The 17,467-nt window shown below is 62.6% G+C and carries 10 protein-coding genes and 1 tRNA gene; 2 read left to right on the top strand and 9 right to left on the bottom strand.

Annotated elements, in window-relative coordinates:
• The 8 genes from SJI03_RS21500 to SJI03_RS21465 form a co-directional block, all read right to left on the bottom strand.
• Window positions 1-1,678 (bottom strand): putative Ig domain-containing protein (locus tag SJI03_RS21500; RefSeq protein WP_322428509.1); only part of this gene is annotated, 1,678 nt, incomplete at its 3' end.
• Window positions 1,679-2,372: 694 nt separating this feature from the next.
• The gene (locus tag SJI03_RS21495) at window positions 2,373-4,385 is read right to left on the bottom strand and encodes a S9 family peptidase (RefSeq protein WP_322428508.1); all 2,013 of its coding nucleotides are present in this window, start codon (window positions 4,383-4,385) and stop codon (window positions 2,373-2,375) included.
• Window positions 4,386-4,638: 253 nt separating this feature from the next.
• A complete protein-coding gene (locus tag SJI03_RS21490) occupies window positions 4,639-5,193 on the bottom strand; it encodes a hypothetical protein (protein WP_322428507.1) in 555 nt (184 codons plus the stop codon).
• A 195-nt stretch (window positions 5,194-5,388) separates the two neighbouring features.
• Window positions 5,389-5,465 (bottom strand) — tRNA-Pro (locus tag SJI03_RS21485).
• Between the two features lie 102 nt (window positions 5,466-5,567).
• Entirely contained in the window at window positions 5,568-6,182 is a 615-nt protein-coding gene (locus SJI03_RS21480) for a TetR/AcrR family transcriptional regulator (protein WP_322428506.1), read from the bottom strand.
• A 62-nt stretch (window positions 6,183-6,244) separates the two neighbouring features.
• Window positions 6,245-7,693, bottom strand: coding sequence for an AdeC/AdeK/OprM family multidrug efflux complex outer membrane factor (gene adeC, locus SJI03_RS21475; protein ID WP_322428505.1), 1,449 nt, complete (start codon window positions 7,691-7,693; stop codon window positions 6,245-6,247).
• A gap of 1 nt (window position 7,694) precedes the next feature.
• Window positions 7,695-10,859, bottom strand: a complete 3,165-nt coding sequence (locus SJI03_RS21470) for an efflux RND transporter permease subunit (protein ID WP_322428504.1) — start codon at window positions 10,857-10,859, stop codon at window positions 7,695-7,697.
• Window positions 10,860-10,874: 15 nt separating this feature from the next.
• Complete coding sequence (locus SJI03_RS21465) at window positions 10,875-12,083, bottom strand: efflux RND transporter periplasmic adaptor subunit (RefSeq protein ID WP_322428503.1); 1,209 nt, start codon at window positions 12,081-12,083, stop codon at window positions 10,875-10,877.
• Window positions 12,084-12,506: 423 nt separating this feature from the next.
• On the opposite strand from SJI03_RS21465, the gene SJI03_RS21460 reads away from it, so the two are divergent.
• On the top strand, window positions 12,507-14,018 hold the full coding sequence (locus SJI03_RS21460; protein WP_322428502.1) for an ATPase domain-containing protein: 1,512 nt from the start codon (window positions 12,507-12,509) through the stop codon (window positions 14,016-14,018).
• An 8-nt stretch (window positions 14,019-14,026) separates the two neighbouring features.
• Window positions 14,027-15,562 carry an ATP-binding protein gene (locus SJI03_RS21455; protein ID WP_322428501.1) on the top strand — a complete coding sequence of 512 codons (1,536 nt, stop codon included), beginning with the start codon at window positions 14,027-14,029 and terminating at the stop codon, window positions 15,560-15,562.
• Window positions 15,563-15,565: 3 nt separating this feature from the next.
• On the opposite strand, the gene SJI03_RS21450 is transcribed toward SJI03_RS21455, so the two are convergent.
• Window positions 15,566-17,452: an MFS transporter gene (locus tag SJI03_RS21450; protein WP_099380377.1), complete on the bottom strand. Its 1,887-nt coding sequence runs from the start codon at window positions 17,450-17,452 to the stop codon at window positions 15,566-15,568.
• Window positions 17,453-17,467 lie beyond the last annotated feature (15 nt).

Below are 17,467 nucleotides of genomic sequence, written 5' to 3'. Positions count from 1 at the left end.
TGGGCGCACCAACAGCTACAGTGCCGGAATAGGCACGCGCTCCCGAATAGGGGCCGGCGCCGCCGCTGCTGTCGGTCGCGGTGACGGTAAAACTGTAGGCCCCGGACGTCGTGGGCGTGCCGGACAGGGTGCCGTCCGCCGCCAGGCTCAGGCCTGCGGGCACGCTGCCGGCAGTGACGGCATAGCTATGCGGCGCCGTGCCGCCGGCGGCCGTAATGCTCTGGCTGTAGGCGAGACCTGCCGTCATGGCCGGCAAGGTCGTCGGCGCGATGGTGATGGTTGGTGCCGCCACCGTCAGCGAATAGGCGCGCGCACCGGAATACGGGCCGCTGCCCGTCGAACTGTCCGTGGCCCGCAAGGTGAAGTTGAAGACGCCGCCCGCCGTCGGCGTGCCCGACAGCGTACCGGTGGCGGTATTCAAGCTCAACCCGGCTGGCAAGGAACCGGCGCTGATCGCGTAGGTGTACGGCCCCGTGCCGTTCGCGGCCGTCACGGTCTGGCTGTAGGCCGTAGCGACGCTTCCCGCTGGTACGGTGGAGGGTGCAATCGTGATCGTGGGGCCACTGACCGTGATCGTCACGGTGGCCGGTGCCGAGGTGCCTACGCCATTGCTGGCCGTGTAAGTAAAACTGTCAGGTCCGCCGTAACCTGCCGTCGGCGTGTAGGTGATGCTGGTGCCGCTGGCCGTCGCCGTGCCGTGCGAGGCGCCGGAGGCGATGGCCACCGATGTCGCCGCACCGCCGCTCAGGCTCAGTGTGAGCGGATTGGCGCTGCTGCCGTAAGCCACTATGGCGCTGCTGGCGTTGGCGACTGGCGCACCGGCTGCCACCGTGCCGGAATAGGCGCGTGCCCCCGTGTACGGACCGCTCCCTGCGCTGCTGTCGGTGGCGGTGACGGTAAAACTGTATGCCCCGGCTACCGTCGGCGTGCCGGACAAGGTGCCGTTCGCCGCCAGGCTCAAGCCCGCAGGCACGCTGCCGGCAGTGACGGCATAGCTGTACGCTGCCGTCCCGCCGCCGCCGGTGATGGCCTGGCTGTAGGCGAGACCGACTGTCATTGCCGGCAAGGTCGTCGGCGCGATGGTGATGGTGGGCGCGGAGACCGTCAGCGTATAAGGGCGCGTGCCATTGATGGCCAGCGAGTCGGTGGCGCGCACGGTGAAGTTGAAGGTGCCGCCCGCTGTCGGCGTACCCGACAGCACACCACCACCACTCAAGCTCATGCCAGCCGGCAAGGTGCCAGCGCTGATGGCATAGGTGTACGGTGCCGCGCCCCCCGTCGCCGTCATGGTCGTCGTCGGGTAAGTCAGGGCCACCGTGGCATTCGGCAGGGTAGCCGGCGCCAGCACGATGGCCGAGGTAATCGTGACGTTGTACACGATGGGCTGCCCCACATCATCCCTGACGGTAAACGTGTCCGAGGTCGCGCTGAGATTGGTATTCCGGTAGCGCACGGCATTCGTGGCATTCGAATCTTCCAGCGTGCCATACAGCGGCGCCACCAGGGTTCCCGTCAGGCCGAACTGGGAACAAGGCGCATTGGTGTAATCCTCGTAATACTCTCCCCCCGCTACGATGCTGACGGCGCGCGGGCTCGGGCAGGTGCTGGCGGCGGAAGCCTGGCTGGAAAAAAGGGACAGCAAGACAAATAGCAAAGTTCCCGCCAGGTACATCAGCATTGACGGCGCCAGACCTTGGGCAGGCGGCGCGCCATGGGCTCTGGCAATGCAGCCATCAACACTCCGGACGGGCGTGGATAGCCATCCAAATTTCGTGAAATTTAGAAACATTTGTCTTCCCTCGATACATTTATCTTGGCGCTGGGCCTGGTACTGATAACGGTCATGGCTAACCTGCACGCCGATGACAACGACCGCCAACAGGACTGAAGATGGCTTTCCAGCATGATTGAACCTTGCTTTAAGTCAATCTATGCTACTACGACTTACAAAGAAAGCCACTATAAAATATTATCAAATAGGGAAGTTTTTAATGAAAATCAATTGTTGCCAAAAGAATGTATTTATTTAGCAACAAATATGAAAAAGAAAGGCGCATGGATGGCTATATTGACCAACTCGCCGTGAACCATGCTGGCGCGGCCCGACGCCAGTTTTCCCAGGCAGCAGCAAGGGTTTTCCGCCCGCTCTCCCGTCCGGTATGCTCTGCGCCACAGCAGAAATCCACCTTGCACGGCGGATTTCTGCGGCGCATGGCTGCCGCGTCATCGGCAGTGGCCGCATCGAATGCGGCCTCGCACACCCCGCCATCAGTTGTACGCACGCAACGCCGGAAGCTGTCACATTGCAAGCCACCGGCGTGGAACTTCTTGTCAGCGGGCAGCACGGCCTGCCCGGCAGATTGCCGGCAGCGTTACTGCATTGCCTGCTTCAAACCCGGCGCGAACTCGGCGCCGTGCTTGATCTGCGCGGTGGATGCCTTCAGGGTGGCGCCAATCGGCTCGGCGCGGCCCGCCAGGCATTGCCCCAGGAAGTTCTCCGTCACCGCATTGAAGGCGATGTTGTTGACGGGCCGGGCAAAGCCATGGCCTTCGTCGGGAAACAGCACATACGTCACGGGAATATTCTTCGCCGCCATGGCCGCCACGATCTGGTCCGATTCAGCCACGTTGACGCGCGGGTCGTTCGCGCCCTGTCCGATCAGCAGCGGGCGCTGGATGTTCTGCGCAAAGTTCAGTGGCGAACGCTCCTTGAGCAGCGCCTTGCCCTCTTCCGTGGTCGGGTCGCCCATGCGCTTGTAGAACTGCTGCTTGCCCGCTTCCCAGTATGGCGGGATGGTTTGCAGCAAGGTAAACAGGTTCGACGGGCCGACGATGTCGACGCCGCAGGCAAACGTCGTCGGCGTAAACGCCATGCCGGCCAGGGTGGCGTAGCCGCCGTACGAGCCGCCCATGATGGCCACCTTGTCGGCCGTGGTCACGCCGCTCTGCACCGCCCACTGCACGGCGTCGAGCAAGTCGTCATGCATCTTGCGGCCCCACTGCAGGTCGCCGGCCGAGATGAATTGCTTGCCGAAGCCCGTCGAACCGCGGAAATTCACGGACAGCACGGCGTAGCCGCGGTTGGCCAGCCACTGGTGATAACCACTGTAGCCATACGTATCGCGCGCCCACGGGCCGCCGTGCACCAGCAGCACCATCGGCACCGCCTGCGAAGGCGTGCCGCCGGCGCCCGCCTTCGATGCCTGCGGCAAGGTCAGATAGGACACCAGGGTCAGGCCGTCGCGCGCCTTGATCTGCTGCGCATACATGGGCACCAGCGGCGCGCCCTCCAGTTCCGGACGCGTCACATACAGCCGCGTCAGCTTCTTGGTCTTGCGCTCATACAGCCAGCTCGATGGCGGCGCCGTGATGGCATCGACGCTTACCAGCCATTTATCGTCAGCATCCGTGCGCGACGTCACCGTGAACTGGCCCTTCGTATTTTTCTTCAGGAAGGCCAGGTCGCCTTTCAGCTCGTCCGTCAGCGGCAGATATTCCTGCTGCAGATAATTGACCGTATAGGCTTGCACCCGGCCCGTGCGCGTGTCGTACAGCGCGTCGGCGATGTCGGTGCGCGGGTCTTGCGCCACCACCGTGGTCTTGCCGCTGGCCACATCCTGCGCCAGCAACGCCGAGGTATTGCGGCCGCGCGAATCGGTCCAGTACAAGGTCTTGCCGTCGACCGTAAAGCCCAGTGGCGACGTGGTCTGCGCATCTTCCAGGCCGACTTCGGCCAGCGGCGTGCTCTCGACCTTGCCATCGGCCAGGCGGAAATACTGCATGCCGCCATCGGCGCGCGCCTTGCTGGCGATGCGCAAGTTGAGCAGTTCATCTGCGACATAGCCGCCATAGCCATCGTTCTGCTGCACCAGGGTCAGCTTGCCGCTGGCCAGCTCCAGGCTGTACACGTCGTGCCAGCGCGCATCGCGGTTATTGATGCCGACGAGGATGCGGTCCTTCACCTTGCTGCTGATCTGGACTATCCGCACCCGCGTCTTCTCGAACGGCGTGTAGTTGATCTGCTTGCCGCTCGCCACGTTCACGCCGTACAGCAGGAAGTTTTCATCGCCGCCCTTGTCCTGGATAAACAGCAGGGTCCTCGAATCAGGCGACCAGAAGCTGCTGCGGATGGGCCGCACCTTTTCTTCCGTCAGCGGGCGCGCCTGCGCCAGGTCGCCGGCCGGCGCCACCCACACATTGAGCACGCCATCGCGCGGCGCGATCCATGACAGCCACTGCCCGTCGGGACTGAGCTTGCCACCGGACTTGCTGGGATTGCCAAACAGCTTGGCCCGCTCGATCAGCGGCGTTTCCTTGGCAGGGACTTGGGCGTGCGCCGGCAGTGCGCCGGCGAACAACAGGACAGGCAGGACATAGCGAATCATGGACACCTCATGGTTAATGAATGAAGGAAAACTTCACACGTGCATGTGCCAGCAGATCATAGGCCAAAGCAGTATTGCCAGGTTGACTACGCGACAGGGAACGGAAATCAAGGGACAGGATGGGGGAAACGGGGAATGAAAGGCAAAGGCAGGCGCTGGCAAAAGCGGGCTGGCATGCATGGCACACGCAATAATCCGACGTTCTGCGATGGCTTGAATGACTGGTCAGGCAGCTGCATTGAATTGCATGGGGTCAGCCGACCCGAACTTGAGATGCGCCGGCATCCAATATGCGAAACAGGAAATCTTCAACTGCGCTCACCGGCGACGAGCCAAGATCAACCGTCACTCTCCAGCCCGCGTCTGTGGGTTCCAGCTCAGACATGAAGTGGACGACGCCGAAAAGGCCTTCTGCAGTAGCTACATTTTCGTCGTCGGTATCGAACCACTTCAGGAACCACGCCTGAAAAACGTCCGAAACGGCCTCCTGGCTCAGACCACGCACTTCGAGCGGCGTCCAATCCCACACGAACGGTGCAAGAACCACTTCACCCGCACCCGACGCAAAAGTGACTGCCTCAAACTCCAACCGGGTCTCGGAGTCGACTTGAATCGATTGACCCGCAGCGGCCCCTTCCATTGGGATGACGTCGGCTCTGCAAGGAAGGCCGAGCGCGCCTTCGACGGCCAGCGATCCATCGCTTTGCCTGTATGCCGGCTCCACATGCGATGCAAGCTGCGTGGCGGCCCGTGCCAAGGTGCCGATGTATGGCGTGCGAACGGCGGTAAGAAATTCGGAAATCGTCATGGTGGCGGATGTAAGTTCAGACAAAATATGCAGGACCGTTTGACCGCCGCATGGCGGCCGGTAGCAGCCATCGGCATGCGGCGATGAGAAATCATACGTCACGTAAACGGAAAAACCCAGTACCGATATTATACAAACGTATAATACACAGTACTGGGTTTCTATACAGCTTGCGCTGTAACTCCTTGAATCTAATGGTCGGGACGGGAAGATTCGAACTTCCGACCCCATGCACCCCATGCATGTACGCTACCAGGCTGCGCTACGCCCCGACGAGGTGGGAATTATAGCAGAGGCTTTTAGGTTTTTGCCATGCTTTGCGCATGATTCATATCGATCTGCGCAAACTTTTTTGCATGGCCCTGGCAAGCGGCCTATTCGTTCAGCAGCAGCGCCGTCAGGACGATGCGGAAGCCCGCGATCAGCGGCTCGACTTTCACGTCCGGATTGTGAATGAAGCGCACGGGCAAGCCCTGGTAAATGGCGACCAGGGCATTCAGGCGGCCTTCCAGCATCTCTTCATCGGCCGGCAAGCCGCGCTTGATGCGCGCATCGCGGATGATGGAGAGAAACAGCTGGCGCGAGCGCTGGTCCGAGCATTGCAGCATTTCGGCGATCACCGGATTGCGCGATGCTTCGGCAAAAATTTCCAGCGGCATCATCCACGTTTTCGGGTCCAGCGCTTCGAGCACATGCTCGCCCGCATTGTCGATCACGGCCTGCAGCGGGTCTTCGCGCTGCGCCAGGTCCTGCATCAGGTTCGACACCCGCTCCGTATTCTGCATGACGAAGGCGGCGATGATCGCATCCTTGCTGTCAAAATAATTATAGATATGGCCCGCGCTCATGCCGGCCGCTTTCGATATCTCGGCCATGCTGGCGCCGTGAAAGCCGCGTCGGCTGAAACAGCTTTCGGCCGCATCGAGCACCTGCTTGCGCCGCGTGTTGGCGCGCTCGGGATCCGGATGCTTCTTTTCAACTTGGTTCATGATTTTCCAGTAGCGCGCCGGCCCTGCCCTTGCGGGCAAGGCCGGCGTCGGCGTCCCCGTGATTATTGGACGCCGCCAGCCGCCGCGACGGCTGTCTGCTCAGGTTGCCAACCGCCGCCCAGCACCTTGTACAAGGTCACCAGGTTGGTCGATTTGGCCAGACGCGCCGTGATCAGGCTTTGCTGCGCCGTGTACAGCGCGCGCTGGGCCACCAGGGCGTTCAGGTAGGACTCGGCGCCCTGCTTGTAGCGCGCGTCGTGGATGGTGTAGCTCTTCGTCGACGCCTCGACCAGCGAGACCTGCGACTGCAGGCGCTCGTCGATGGTACCGCGCTGGGCCAGCGCATCGGACACTTCACGGAAGGCGACCTGGATCGCCTTTTCGTATTGCGCCACGGAGATTTCACGCTGCACCTTGGCGATATCGAGGTTGGCGCGGTTCACGCCGCCATCGAAGATCGGCAAGCTGATCTGCGGAATGAAACTCCACGTGCCGCTGCCCGCCTTGAACAGGCCCGACAGGTTGTCGCTCAGCGAGCCGGCCGTGGCCGTCAGCGAAATGCGCGGGAAGAAGGCCGCGCGCGCCGCGCCGATGTTGGCGTTGGCCGCGCGCAAGGTGCGCTCCGCCGCCAGCACGTCGGGACGGCGTTGCAGCACGTCCGACGGCACGCCGGACGGAATGTCCGCCAGGGCCGTCACGGCGCCGAACTCGGCTGGCGGCAGCAGGTCGGCCGGCACGGGGCCGCCCACCAGCAGCACCAGCGCGTTTTGATCCAGCGCAACCTGGCTCGTGTAGACGGCCACGTCGGAACGGGCCGATTCCACGCTGGTCTGGGCATCGTACTTGTCCAGGCCGGAAGTCGCACCGGCACTGAAGCGGCGCACGGCCAGGTCATACGACGACTGCTGGCTCTTCAAGGTGTCCTGCGCCACGCGCAGGCGCTGCTGGTCCGCCACCAGGTTCAGATAGGTGCTGGCCACTTCGGCCACCAGGCTGATCTGCTGTGCACGGCGTGCTTCTTCCGTGCCCAGGTATTGTTCCAGCGCGCTGTCGGACAGGCTACGCACGCGGCCGAAGAAGTCCAGCTCGTACGCCGATACGGCCAGGTTCGCCGTGTACTGGCGGTTGATGGACGCTTCGCCGTTGGCGCTGGCGTTCTTCGGCACGCGGCTGGCCGTCTGGCCGCCGGACGCCGACAGGGTCGGGATCAGCGCGGCGCGTTCGATGCCGTAGGTGGCGCGCGCCTTCTCGATGTTCAGGATCGAGACGCGCAGGTCGCGGTTGTTGGCCAGCGCCAGTTCCAGTACCTGGCGCAAACGCGCATCGGCAAAGAACTCGCGCCAGGCGACGTCCGCCACCGGCTTGGCGTCGGCGGCGGCCGTGTCGGCCTTGTAGGAAGGACCGGTCGGCCACGCCGTGGGCGCCGGCGCTGCCGGACGCTCATATGTGGGAGCCAGGCTGCAACCGGCCAGCAAGGCCAGTGCCGCCATGGAGAGTAGCGTTTTTTTCATATTAATGCGCATCCTTAGAAAGCGTGACGGCTGGCGAGCCAGGCGTCGCCGGCGTGGCGGGCGCGTCCGACTTCGAGAAGAAGCCGCGCACCAGCACGAAGAACACCGGCACGAAGAAGATACCGAGGAACGTGGCCGTCAACATACCGCCCAGCACGCCGATACCGATGGCGTTCTGGCTGCCGGAACCGGCGCCGCTGGAGATCGCCAGTGGCAACACGCCCAGGCCGAAGGCAATCGAGGTCATCAGAATCGGACGCAGACGCAGACGCACCGCATGCAAGGTCGCGTCCAGCAGCGACATGCCCGACTCCTGCATTTCCTTGGCGAATTCAACAATCAGAATCGCATTCTTCGCCGACAGGCCCACCACCGTGAGCAAGCCCACCTGGAAGTACACGTCGTTCGACAAGCCGAACATCCACGTACCGAGCACGGCGCCGATCACGCCCAGCGGTACTACCAGCAGCACGGAGAACGGAATCGACCAGCTTTCATACAGCGCGGCCAGGCACAGGAACACGATCAGCAGCGACAGCGCATACAGCTGCGGCGTCTGCGAACCGGATTCGCGCTCTTCCAGCGACACACCGGTCCAGCTGAAGCCGATGCCAGGCGGCAACTTGGCGACCATTTCTTCCATCGCGTTCATGGCGGCGCCCGTGCTTTGGCCCGGCGCCGGCGTACCCAGGATCTCTACCGACGGCAAGCCGTTGTAGCGTTCCAGGCGTGGCGACGCGTAAATCCACTTGCCGGTGGCGAAGGCCGAGAACGGCACCATCTGGCCAGCGGTATTGCGCACGAACCACTTGTTCAAGTCTTCCGGCAGCATGCGCGAACTGGCGTCGCCCTGGATGAACACTTTCTTCACGCGGCCACGGTCGAGGAAGTCGTTCACATACGAACTACCCCAGCCGACGCTCAGCACGCGGTTGATTTCCGAGATCTGCAAGCCCAGCGCCGTTGCCTTCTGCTGGTCGATGTCGATCTTGTACTGCGGCGTATCTTCCTGGCCGTTCGGGCGCACGCCGACCATGGCCGGATTCTGCGACGCCATGCCCAGCAACTGGTTACGCGCCGCCATCAAGGCGTCATGGCCGACACCGCCGATATCCTGCAACTGCATGTCGAAACCGGTGGCGTTACCCAGTTCCAGCACGGCAGGCGGTGCAAACGTAAATACCATTGCATCCTTGATCTGCAACAACTTGCCCATGGCGCGACCGGCCACGGCCGGCGCTTTTTGCGCCACATCCTTGCGCAGCGACCAGTCTTTCAGGCGCACGAAAGCGATACCCGTATTCTGGCCGTTACCGCCGAAGCTGAAGCCGGCGACGGCAAACACGGAAGCGACGTTGTCTTTCTCGCTGTTCATGAAGTGGTCTTCGACCTGCTCGATCACTTTCAGGGTGCGCTCCTGCGTGGCGCCCGTCGGCAATTGAATCTGCGTAAACAGGATGCCCTGGTCTTCTTCCGGCAGGAAGGAGGTCGGCAGGCGCATGAAGACGAACACCAGGCCGGCCAGCAACAGCACGTACAACAGCATCGAACGGGCGCGGTGGCGGATCATGCTGCCGACCAGGCCCTGGTATTTGTTGCTGCTGCTATCGAAGCTGCGGTTGAACCAGCCGAAGAAACCCTTGTTCGTCGCGTGATGGCCTTTTTCGACCGGTTTGAGCAGGGTGGCGCACAGCGCTGGCGTAAACACCAGTGCGACGATGACGGACAGCACCATCGACGAGACGATCGTGATCGAGAACTGGCGGTAAATCACGCCCGTCGAACCGCCGAAGAAGGCCATCGGCACGAACACGGCCGACAGCACCATGGCGATACCGACCAGCGCGCCCGTGATCTGCGTCATGGACTTGCGCGTCGCTTCCAGCGGCGACAAGCCCTCTTCGCTCATCACGCGCTCGACGTTTTCCACCACCACGATCGCATCGTCGACCAGCAGACCGATGGCCAGCACCATGGCGAACATGGTCAGCGTATTGATCGAATAGCCGAAAGCGTTCAGGATACCGAAGGTACCCAGCAGCACGACCGGCACGGCCATGGTCGGGATCAGGGTGGCGCGGAAGTTCTGCAGGAACAAATACATCACCAGGAAGACCAGGATGACGGCTTCGACCAGGGTCTTGACCACTTCTTCGATGGACAGTTTCACGAACGGGGTCGTGTCGAACGCCACCTGGTAGCTCATGCCTTCAGGGAATTGCTTGCTCAGGTTGCCCAGCATGGCTTTCGCCGCGTTGGCCGTATCGAGCGCGTTGGCGCCCGTCGCCAGCTTGATCGCCACGCCGGTTGCCGCATGGCCGTTGTAGCGGGCCACGGTGTTGTAGTTCTCGCGGCCCAGTTCCATGGTGGCCACATCCTTCAGGTACACCATGGCGCCGTTGGTCGTGGTTTTCAGCAAGATGGCACCGAACTGCTCCACCGTTTGCAAACGGCTTTGCGCCGACACGGTCGCGTTCAGCTGCTGGCCCTTGATGGACGGCGTGCCGCCCAGCTCACCGGCCGACACTTCCGCATTCTGCGCCTGCACGGCCGTGATCACGTCCGCCGGGGTCAGGTTAAAACTTTGCAGCTTGGCCGGATTGAGCCAGATGCGCATGGCGTACTGCGAACCGAACAGGGTCACGTCACCCACGCCAGGCACGCGGCTCAGCGGATCGACGACGTTGGCGGCCACATAGTCGCTCAAGTCGGTCTGGTCCATCTTGCCGTTTTCGGAAATGAAGCCGAACACCATCAGGAAGTTCTTCGTCGCTTTCGACACGACGAGACCCTGTTGCGTAACAGCCGTCGGCAGCAGTGGCGTGGCCAGCTGCAGCTTGTTCTGTACTTGCACCTGGGCAATGTCAGGGTTGGTGCCGCTGGTAAACGTCAGCGTGATGCTGATGCCGCCAGTGGCATCGCTCGACGAAGCCATGTAGCGCAAGCCGTCGATACCCTTCATCTTTTGTTCGATGACCTGGGTGACAGCGTCTTCCACGGTCTTGGCGGAGGCGCCAGGGTAGGAGCCGCTGATCGAAATCGACGGCGGAGCAATGCTCGGGTACTGCGCGATCGGCAGGCTGAGGATCGAAATCACGCCGGCAAGCATGATGACGATCGCGACCACCCAGGCAAAAATCGGGCGGTCAATGAAAAAACGGGCCATTAATATTCTCCTGAATTAGTGGGCGCTGGCAGCCGATGCGGCGGCAGAGGCGGCAGCGGCAGGCGCGTCAGCAGCCTTGGCCGGTACGGCAACGGCTGGCGCGCCTGGCTTGACTTTTTGCAAGCCTTCCACGATCACGCGGTCGCCTGCGGCCAGGCCGGACGTTACCAGCCAGTTGGTGCTGACGGTGCCGCTGGTGGTCAGCACGCGTTGCTCGACCTTGTTTTCCTTGTTCAGGATCAAGGCCGTTGCCTGGCCCTTCTGGTTGCGCGTCACGCCCACTTGCGGCACGGTGATGGCTTTTTCATCGACGCCCGTTTCCAGCTGGGCACGTACGTACATGCCTGGCAGCAATTCGCCTTTCGGGTTCGGGAACAGCGCGCGCAAGATCACGTTGCCGGTGGTCGGATCGACCGTCACGCCCGCGAACTGCAGCTTGCCCGGTTCGCTGTACTTGCTGCCATCCGGCAGGATCAGGTCGACCTTGGCCTGGCCTTCGCCGACTTTTTTCAGCGAGCCGTCGGCCATCTGGCGTTTCAGGCGCAGCAAATCCGTGCTCGACTGGGTCACGTCGACATAGATCGGATCGAGTTGCTGCACCGTAGTCAGGGCATCGGCCTGGCCCGCCGTGACCAGCGCACCGGCCGTCACGGTCGAGCGGCTGGTGCGGCCGCTGATCGGCGCCGTCACGGTGCTGTACTTGAGGTTGATATTTGCCGTTTCCAGCGCCGCAGTGGCGGACTCGACATCTGCCTTGGCTTGCTCGAACGCCGCGACGGCATCATCGTATTCCTGGCGGCTCACGCCTTCGATGGCAACCAATTCCTTGTAGCGCGATGCTTTCGGACCGGCCGTCAGCAGGTTGGCCTTGGCTTTCGACAACGCGGCCTTGGCCGAATTGTAGGCTGCCTGATAGGTGGCAGGATCGATCTGATACAGGGCCGTGCCCGCTTTCACATCGCTGCCTTCGATGAACAGGCGCTTCTGGATCAAGCCACCGACCTGCGGGCGCACATCGGCGACCTGGTAGGCATTCGTACGGCCGGGCAATTCGGCGCTCATCGGCAACGCGGCCGGATTAACAGTAAACACGACCACCTGTGGCGCTTGCTGCGCGTGAGGTGCTTCCTGTTTTTTACTGCAGCCGGCCATGATTACAGTGGCGCACAGAACGGCAATAGCGCCGCTCGTACGCGGCGACGTCAAGGAAAATGTTGGTTGCATCTTGGACTTTCTGAAAAAGAAGCTGGCTAGTGTCGTTAGAAATGACTAAATTTATTAACGCAGATCAAAGAATGAACGATCATTCTAAAATCGTCAAGCATCGTTACAATTGAAACATAGTAACTATCAAGCGAATTAAATTATCAATGAGGCAATGAAATGAGGACAGCAACAGCGTCGGCACGCCAGCCAGGTCGAGCAGGAAGCGGGCGGGCGGCGGCAAAACGGCAAAGCGGGAAAGTTGGATTGAATGATTACTGTAGCAGGGTAATGCGTTTTTTGCTGAAGCCGTGATCGCGCGCGCAACACTGCCTGCGCGCACACACCTCGCCACCATAAATATTTACCAATGGTATCGAAAAGACATGGCGCGGCGGACGCGCTAGTATAGTGGTCACAGCGTGGCAAAGCGGGGGCGCAACGATGACAGCACAGGCGCGAAATACCAGGCAGCAAGATGGCGCGAGCGGCCCGGACACGCCGCCACTGCTGTCGACGGGCGTCGCCGGCCTCGACGCCATACTCACGGGCGGCTTGCTGGCCGAGCGCCTGTACCTGGTCGAAGGCGTTCCCGGCACGGGCAAGACCACCCTGGCGCTGCAATTCCTGGCCGAGGGCGCGCGCAGCGGCGTGCCCGTGCTGTATATCGCCCTGGCGGAATCCGAGATCGAGCTGCGCGGCGCGGCCCTGTCGCATGGCTGGAACCTGGCCGGCATCGCCATCGAAGAGGTGGCGCCCAGCGACGACATCCTCGACCCCGAACGCCAGTACACCATCTTCCACCCGTCGGAAATCGAACTGGCCTCGACCAACCAGCGCATCCTCGCCGCCATCGAAAAGCACCGCCCTGCCCGCCTGGTGCTCGATTCGCTGTCCGAACTGCAATTGCTGGCGGAAAACCCCTTGCGCTACCGGCGCCAGGTCGTGGCGTTGAAACAATACCTGGCCAGCCGGCACTGCACCACCCTGCTGATCGATGACCGTTCCGCGCTGGACGACGGCTTGCAAGTGCGTAGCGTGGCCCATTGCGTGATCTCGCTGGAACTGCAAAACCAGGACTATGGCAATGACCGGCGCCGCGTGCGGGTGGTGAAATACCGGGGCGTGCCGTTTCGCAGCGGCACGCACGACTACAAGATCGCCCATGACGGCCTGATCGTCTATCCGCGCCTGGTGGCGGCCGACACGCGACGCGATGGCGACCATCGGCGCCTGTCGAGCGGCGTGCCCGAACTCGATACCATGATAGGCGGCGGCCTGGAAGAAGGCATGAGCACGCTCATTTCCGGCCCAGCCGGCAGCGGCAAGTCCACCCTGGCGGCGCAATTCGTGCATGCGGCCACAACGCGCGGCGAACCGTGCGCCATGTTCCTGTTCGAGGAGGCGCGCAGCAAGCTCCTGAACCGGGCCGGCAACGTGGGCATGCACCTGCAGGCGGCACTCGACTCCGGCCTGCTGAGCGCACAGCAAATCGATCCGGCCGAGCTGACACCGGGAGAATTCGCCCAGGCCGTGGTCGACGCGGCAGAACGGGGCGCCCGGGTCATCGTCATCGATAGCCTGAACGGCTACATGCATGCCGTGCCCAATGAACGCTTCCAGAGCACCTACCTGCACGAACTGCTCAATTACCTGAGCCAACGCGGCGTGGCCACCCTGCTCGTCGGCGTGCAGCAAAACATGCTGGGCACCTCGATGACGACGGCGGCCGACGCCAGCTATCTGGCCGACAGCGTCATCATGCTGCGCTACTACGAAACGGAAGGCGAGGTGCGGCAAGCCATTTCCGTCTTCAAGAAGCGCGGCAGCGCGCACGAGCGCAGCATCCGCCGCTTCGAGATCAGCCCGCAGGGCATCCGCATCGGCCCGGCCCTGGCCGGCTTTCACGGCATCCTGTCGGGCTTGCCCACCATCGGCGGCACGCCCTTCCCCTAGGAGTTGCCATGGAGCAGCGTATCCTGATCTATGCGCCTGGCGGCCAGGACGCCGCCCTGACCACCAGGGTGCTCGCCGGCGAGGCCATCGCCAGCCACGCCTGTCGTTCCGCCGGCGAACTGGCCGAGCAACTGGCGCTGGGCGCCGGCGGCGTGCTGACGGTGGACGAGGCCTTGCATGCAGGCGTGTACGCCGTGCTCGACGCCTACGCCCGCCAGCAACCGGACTGGTCCGATTTGCCCATCATCCTGCTGACGCACGCGGGACTCGATTCTCTGCCTTTGCGGCAAGCCGTTGCCACCCTGGGCAACCTGACCCTACTGGAACGCCCCGTACACATATTGACCCTGATCACCTCGGCCCACGCCATGCTGCGCGCGCGCCGGCGCCAGTACCAGGTGCGCGAGACGCAGCGACGCAAGGATGAATTCCTTGCCAGCCTCGGGCATGAACTGCGCAATCCGCTGGCGCCCATCAAGACCTCGGTGGCCCTGCTCAAGCACCTGTATCCGGCATCCGAGCAGGTCAGCAAAGTGAGTGGCGTGATCGACCGCCAGGTGACGCACCTGACGCGGCTGGTGGATGACTTGCTCAACGTGGCGCGCATCACCAGCGGCAAGGTACTGCTGCAGCGCGAGAATATTAAATTGCAGCAAGTGCTCGAGCATGTAATCGAACTGTGCCAGCCCGCTGCCGACAGCCGGCACATCAGCATCACGCAGGCATTGCCGCCGCATGCCGTGACCTTGCACGCCGACTATGCCAGGGTGGTGCAGATCTTCGCCAATATCGTGTCGAATGCCGTGAAGTTCACGCCGGACGGCGGCCACATCCACCTCACGGCATGCCTGGCGCAGGGCCAGTTGCAGGTGACGGTCGAAGACAATGGTATCGGCATCGAGCCGGACGCCATCCCACGCATCTTTTCCATGTTTGAACAGGGGCGCACGGTAGCCGGCCAGATGGCCAGCGGCCTGGGCATCGGCCTCAGCCTGGCGCGCCAGTTTGCCGAGATGCATGGCGGCAGCATCGAAGCCTGCAGCGACGGCCCCGGTCGCGGCAGCCGCTTCATCGTCACCTTGCCGGCCAGCACCGGCGACGCCCCTGCCGTCATGCCGGCGGCGGCCGCCCAAGAGTCCCCCACCGGCGCGGTCCCGCCCGTACAAGTGCTGGTGGTCGACGACAACCTCGATGCGGCAGACTCCCTGCAAAGCCTGTTCCAGCTTGAGGGCTATGCCGCCAGGGTCGCGTATGGCGGTGCGCAAGCCCTGGCGGCCGTCGAGATGACGTGGCCGCAACTGGTCGTGATGGATCTGGGCATGCCGGACATGGATGGTTATGAAGCGGCGCGCCAGATACGCCAGCGTGCGCACGGGCGCGAGGTGCTGCTGATCGCCCTGACGGGCTGGGGTGAGGCGCGCTCACGCACGGAACAAGCCGGTTTCGACCATCATCTGACGAAACCGGTGGATTTCGCCGCCATCGCAGCCCTGCTGGAACAGCACTTGGCGCGGCGGGCGGGGGACACTACGCGGGCAACCTAGCGCTTACTTCCACTTGCCGCGCAATTCCTGCACCTTTTGCTGCAACAGTTCCGGCGTGGCGGCCTCGGGCGCCACGGGCATGCCCACGGCCAGCGACAGGCGCGAGCGCAAGCCCGCCTTGAAGGCGCGCTCGAACAAATGGCCATTGCGATGGCTCAACAGATGCCCCCACAAGCCGCGCAGCGCCAGTGGAATCACGGGCACCTTGCTGCGCTCGACGATCTTCGCGATGCCGCCCTTGAATTCGCTGATCTGGCCTGTGCGCGTCAACTTGCCTTCGGGGAAGATGCAGACGAGTTCGCCTTCGTGCAACGCTTGCGCGATGTCAATGAAAGCCTTTTCCATCAGGAAAGGATCTTCCTTGGCCGGCGCGATGGGAATCGCCTTGGCCGTGCGGAAAATCCAGCCCATCAGCGGCATCTTGAAGATGCGGTGGTCCATGACGAAACGGATGGGGCGGGGGCTGGCCGCCATGATGACGATGGCATCCACATAGCTGACGTGGTTGCACACCAATACGGCGGCCCCTTCCGCGGGGATGCGCTCGCCATCGACGACTTTGACCCTGTGCACGGTCTGGATCAATATCCACGCCAGGAAGCGCATGAGGAATTCCGGCACCAGCGAGAAGATGTAGGCGGCCACCAGCGCATTCAAAATGGCCGTAACGAGAAACAACTGCGGGATCGTAAAGCCTTGCCCCAGCAGCACGATGGCTACGCCCGCGGCCGCCACCATGAACAGCGCGTTCAGGATATTCATGCCGGCGATCGTGCGCGAAATGTGTTTCGGGTCGCAGCGCGTCTGGATCAGGGCGAACAGGGGTACGATGAAAAAGCCGCCGAACACGCCGATCATGACGATGTCGAGCAAAATGCGCGGCACGCCCGCCTGGCTGACGAAGGCCAGCGCGTCGACCACTTGCGTATTCGCATACGCATTGCTGGCGAAATACAGGTCGATGCCGAACAGCGACAGTCCGATGGAGCCGAACGGTACCAGGCCGATTTCGATCTTGTGACCGGACAACCTTTCGCACAGCAAGGACCCCGTGCCGATACCGACGGAAAACACGGTCAGCAGCAGCACGAACACGCTATGGTCGCCATGCAGGAAATCCTTCGAGTACACGGGGAACTGCGCCAGGATCAGGGCGCCGTAAAACCAGAACCAGGAGTTGCCCAGCATGGCCAGGAAGACGGGACGGTTCTTGCGCGAAAAATTCAGGTTGCGGAACGATTCGGCCACAAAATTCAAACTCACCTTCAAATCAGGCTCGGGCGCCGGCGTGCGCGGCACGCGGTAGCTGGCGAGCAGGCCGAAAATGGCCACGGCGATGGTCGCGCCAGCCACCAGTTCCACGCCCAGCGGCTTGTGCACGATCAAGACGGCGCCGAGGATTTCGCCCAATAGAATGCCGACAAAGGTGCCCATCTCGATCAGGCCATTGCCGCCGACCAACTCTTCGGGTTTCAGCTGCTGCGGCAGGTACGCATACTTGACGGGGCCGAACAGGGTCGAATGCACGCCCATGCCGACCACGGCCGCCACCAGCAGCCACAGGGTATGCGTCATCCAGCCGGCGGCGGCTACGGCCATGATGGCCAGTTCCATCCATTTCACGAAACGGGCCAGGCCCGCCTTTTCAAACTTGTCGGCCAGCTGGCCCGCCGTGGCTGAAAACACGACGTAGGGCAGGATGAACAGGCCGGGAATCAGATTGGTGATGGTGGACGGGTCGAGCGTGGTCCAGCTCAGCGCATCGTAGGCGAGGATCACCATCAAGGCCGTCTTGAACAGATTGTCGTTGAAGGCGCCGAAGAACTGGGTCCAGAAGAAGGGCCCGAAACGGCGCTGCGACAATAAGGAAAACTGGCTGCTTTGACTCATGGCATGGGGAACTGG

The sequence above is a fragment of the Janthinobacterium sp. GMG1 genome (assembly GCF_034427795.1).
In the GTDB taxonomy this organism is placed as follows: domain Bacteria; phylum Pseudomonadota; class Gammaproteobacteria; order Burkholderiales; family Burkholderiaceae_D; genus Janthinobacterium.
This window is presented reverse-complemented; position numbering and strand designations above follow the sequence as displayed.

Coding starts and splice junctions, on each gene's coding strand:
- SJI03_RS21495 (WP_322428508.1), bottom strand. CDS start 4,385: ATGATTCGCTATGTCCTGCCTGTCCTGTTGTTCGCCGGCGCACTGCCG.
- SJI03_RS21490 (WP_322428507.1), bottom strand. CDS start 5,193: ATGACGATTTCCGAATTTCTTACCGCCGTTCGCACGCCATACATCGGC.
- SJI03_RS21480 (WP_322428506.1), bottom strand. CDS start 6,182: ATGAACCAAGTTGAAAAGAAGCATCCGGATCCCGAGCGCGCCAACACG.
- adeC (WP_322428505.1), bottom strand. CDS start 7,693: ATGAAAAAAACGCTACTCTCCATGGCGGCACTGGCCTTGCTGGCCGGT.
- SJI03_RS21470 (WP_322428504.1), bottom strand. CDS start 10,859: ATGGCCCGTTTTTTCATTGACCGCCCGATTTTTGCCTGGGTGGTCGCG.
- SJI03_RS21465 (WP_322428503.1), bottom strand. CDS start 12,083: ATGCAACCAACATTTTCCTTGACGTCGCCGCGTACGAGCGGCGCTATT.
- SJI03_RS21460 (WP_322428502.1), top strand. CDS start 12,507: ATGACAGCACAGGCGCGAAATACCAGGCAGCAAGATGGCGCGAGCGGC.
- SJI03_RS21455 (WP_322428501.1), top strand. CDS start 14,027: ATGGAGCAGCGTATCCTGATCTATGCGCCTGGCGGCCAGGACGCCGCC.
- SJI03_RS21450 (WP_099380377.1), bottom strand. CDS start 17,452: ATGAGTCAAAGCAGCCAGTTTTCCTTATTGTCGCAGCGCCGTTTCGGG.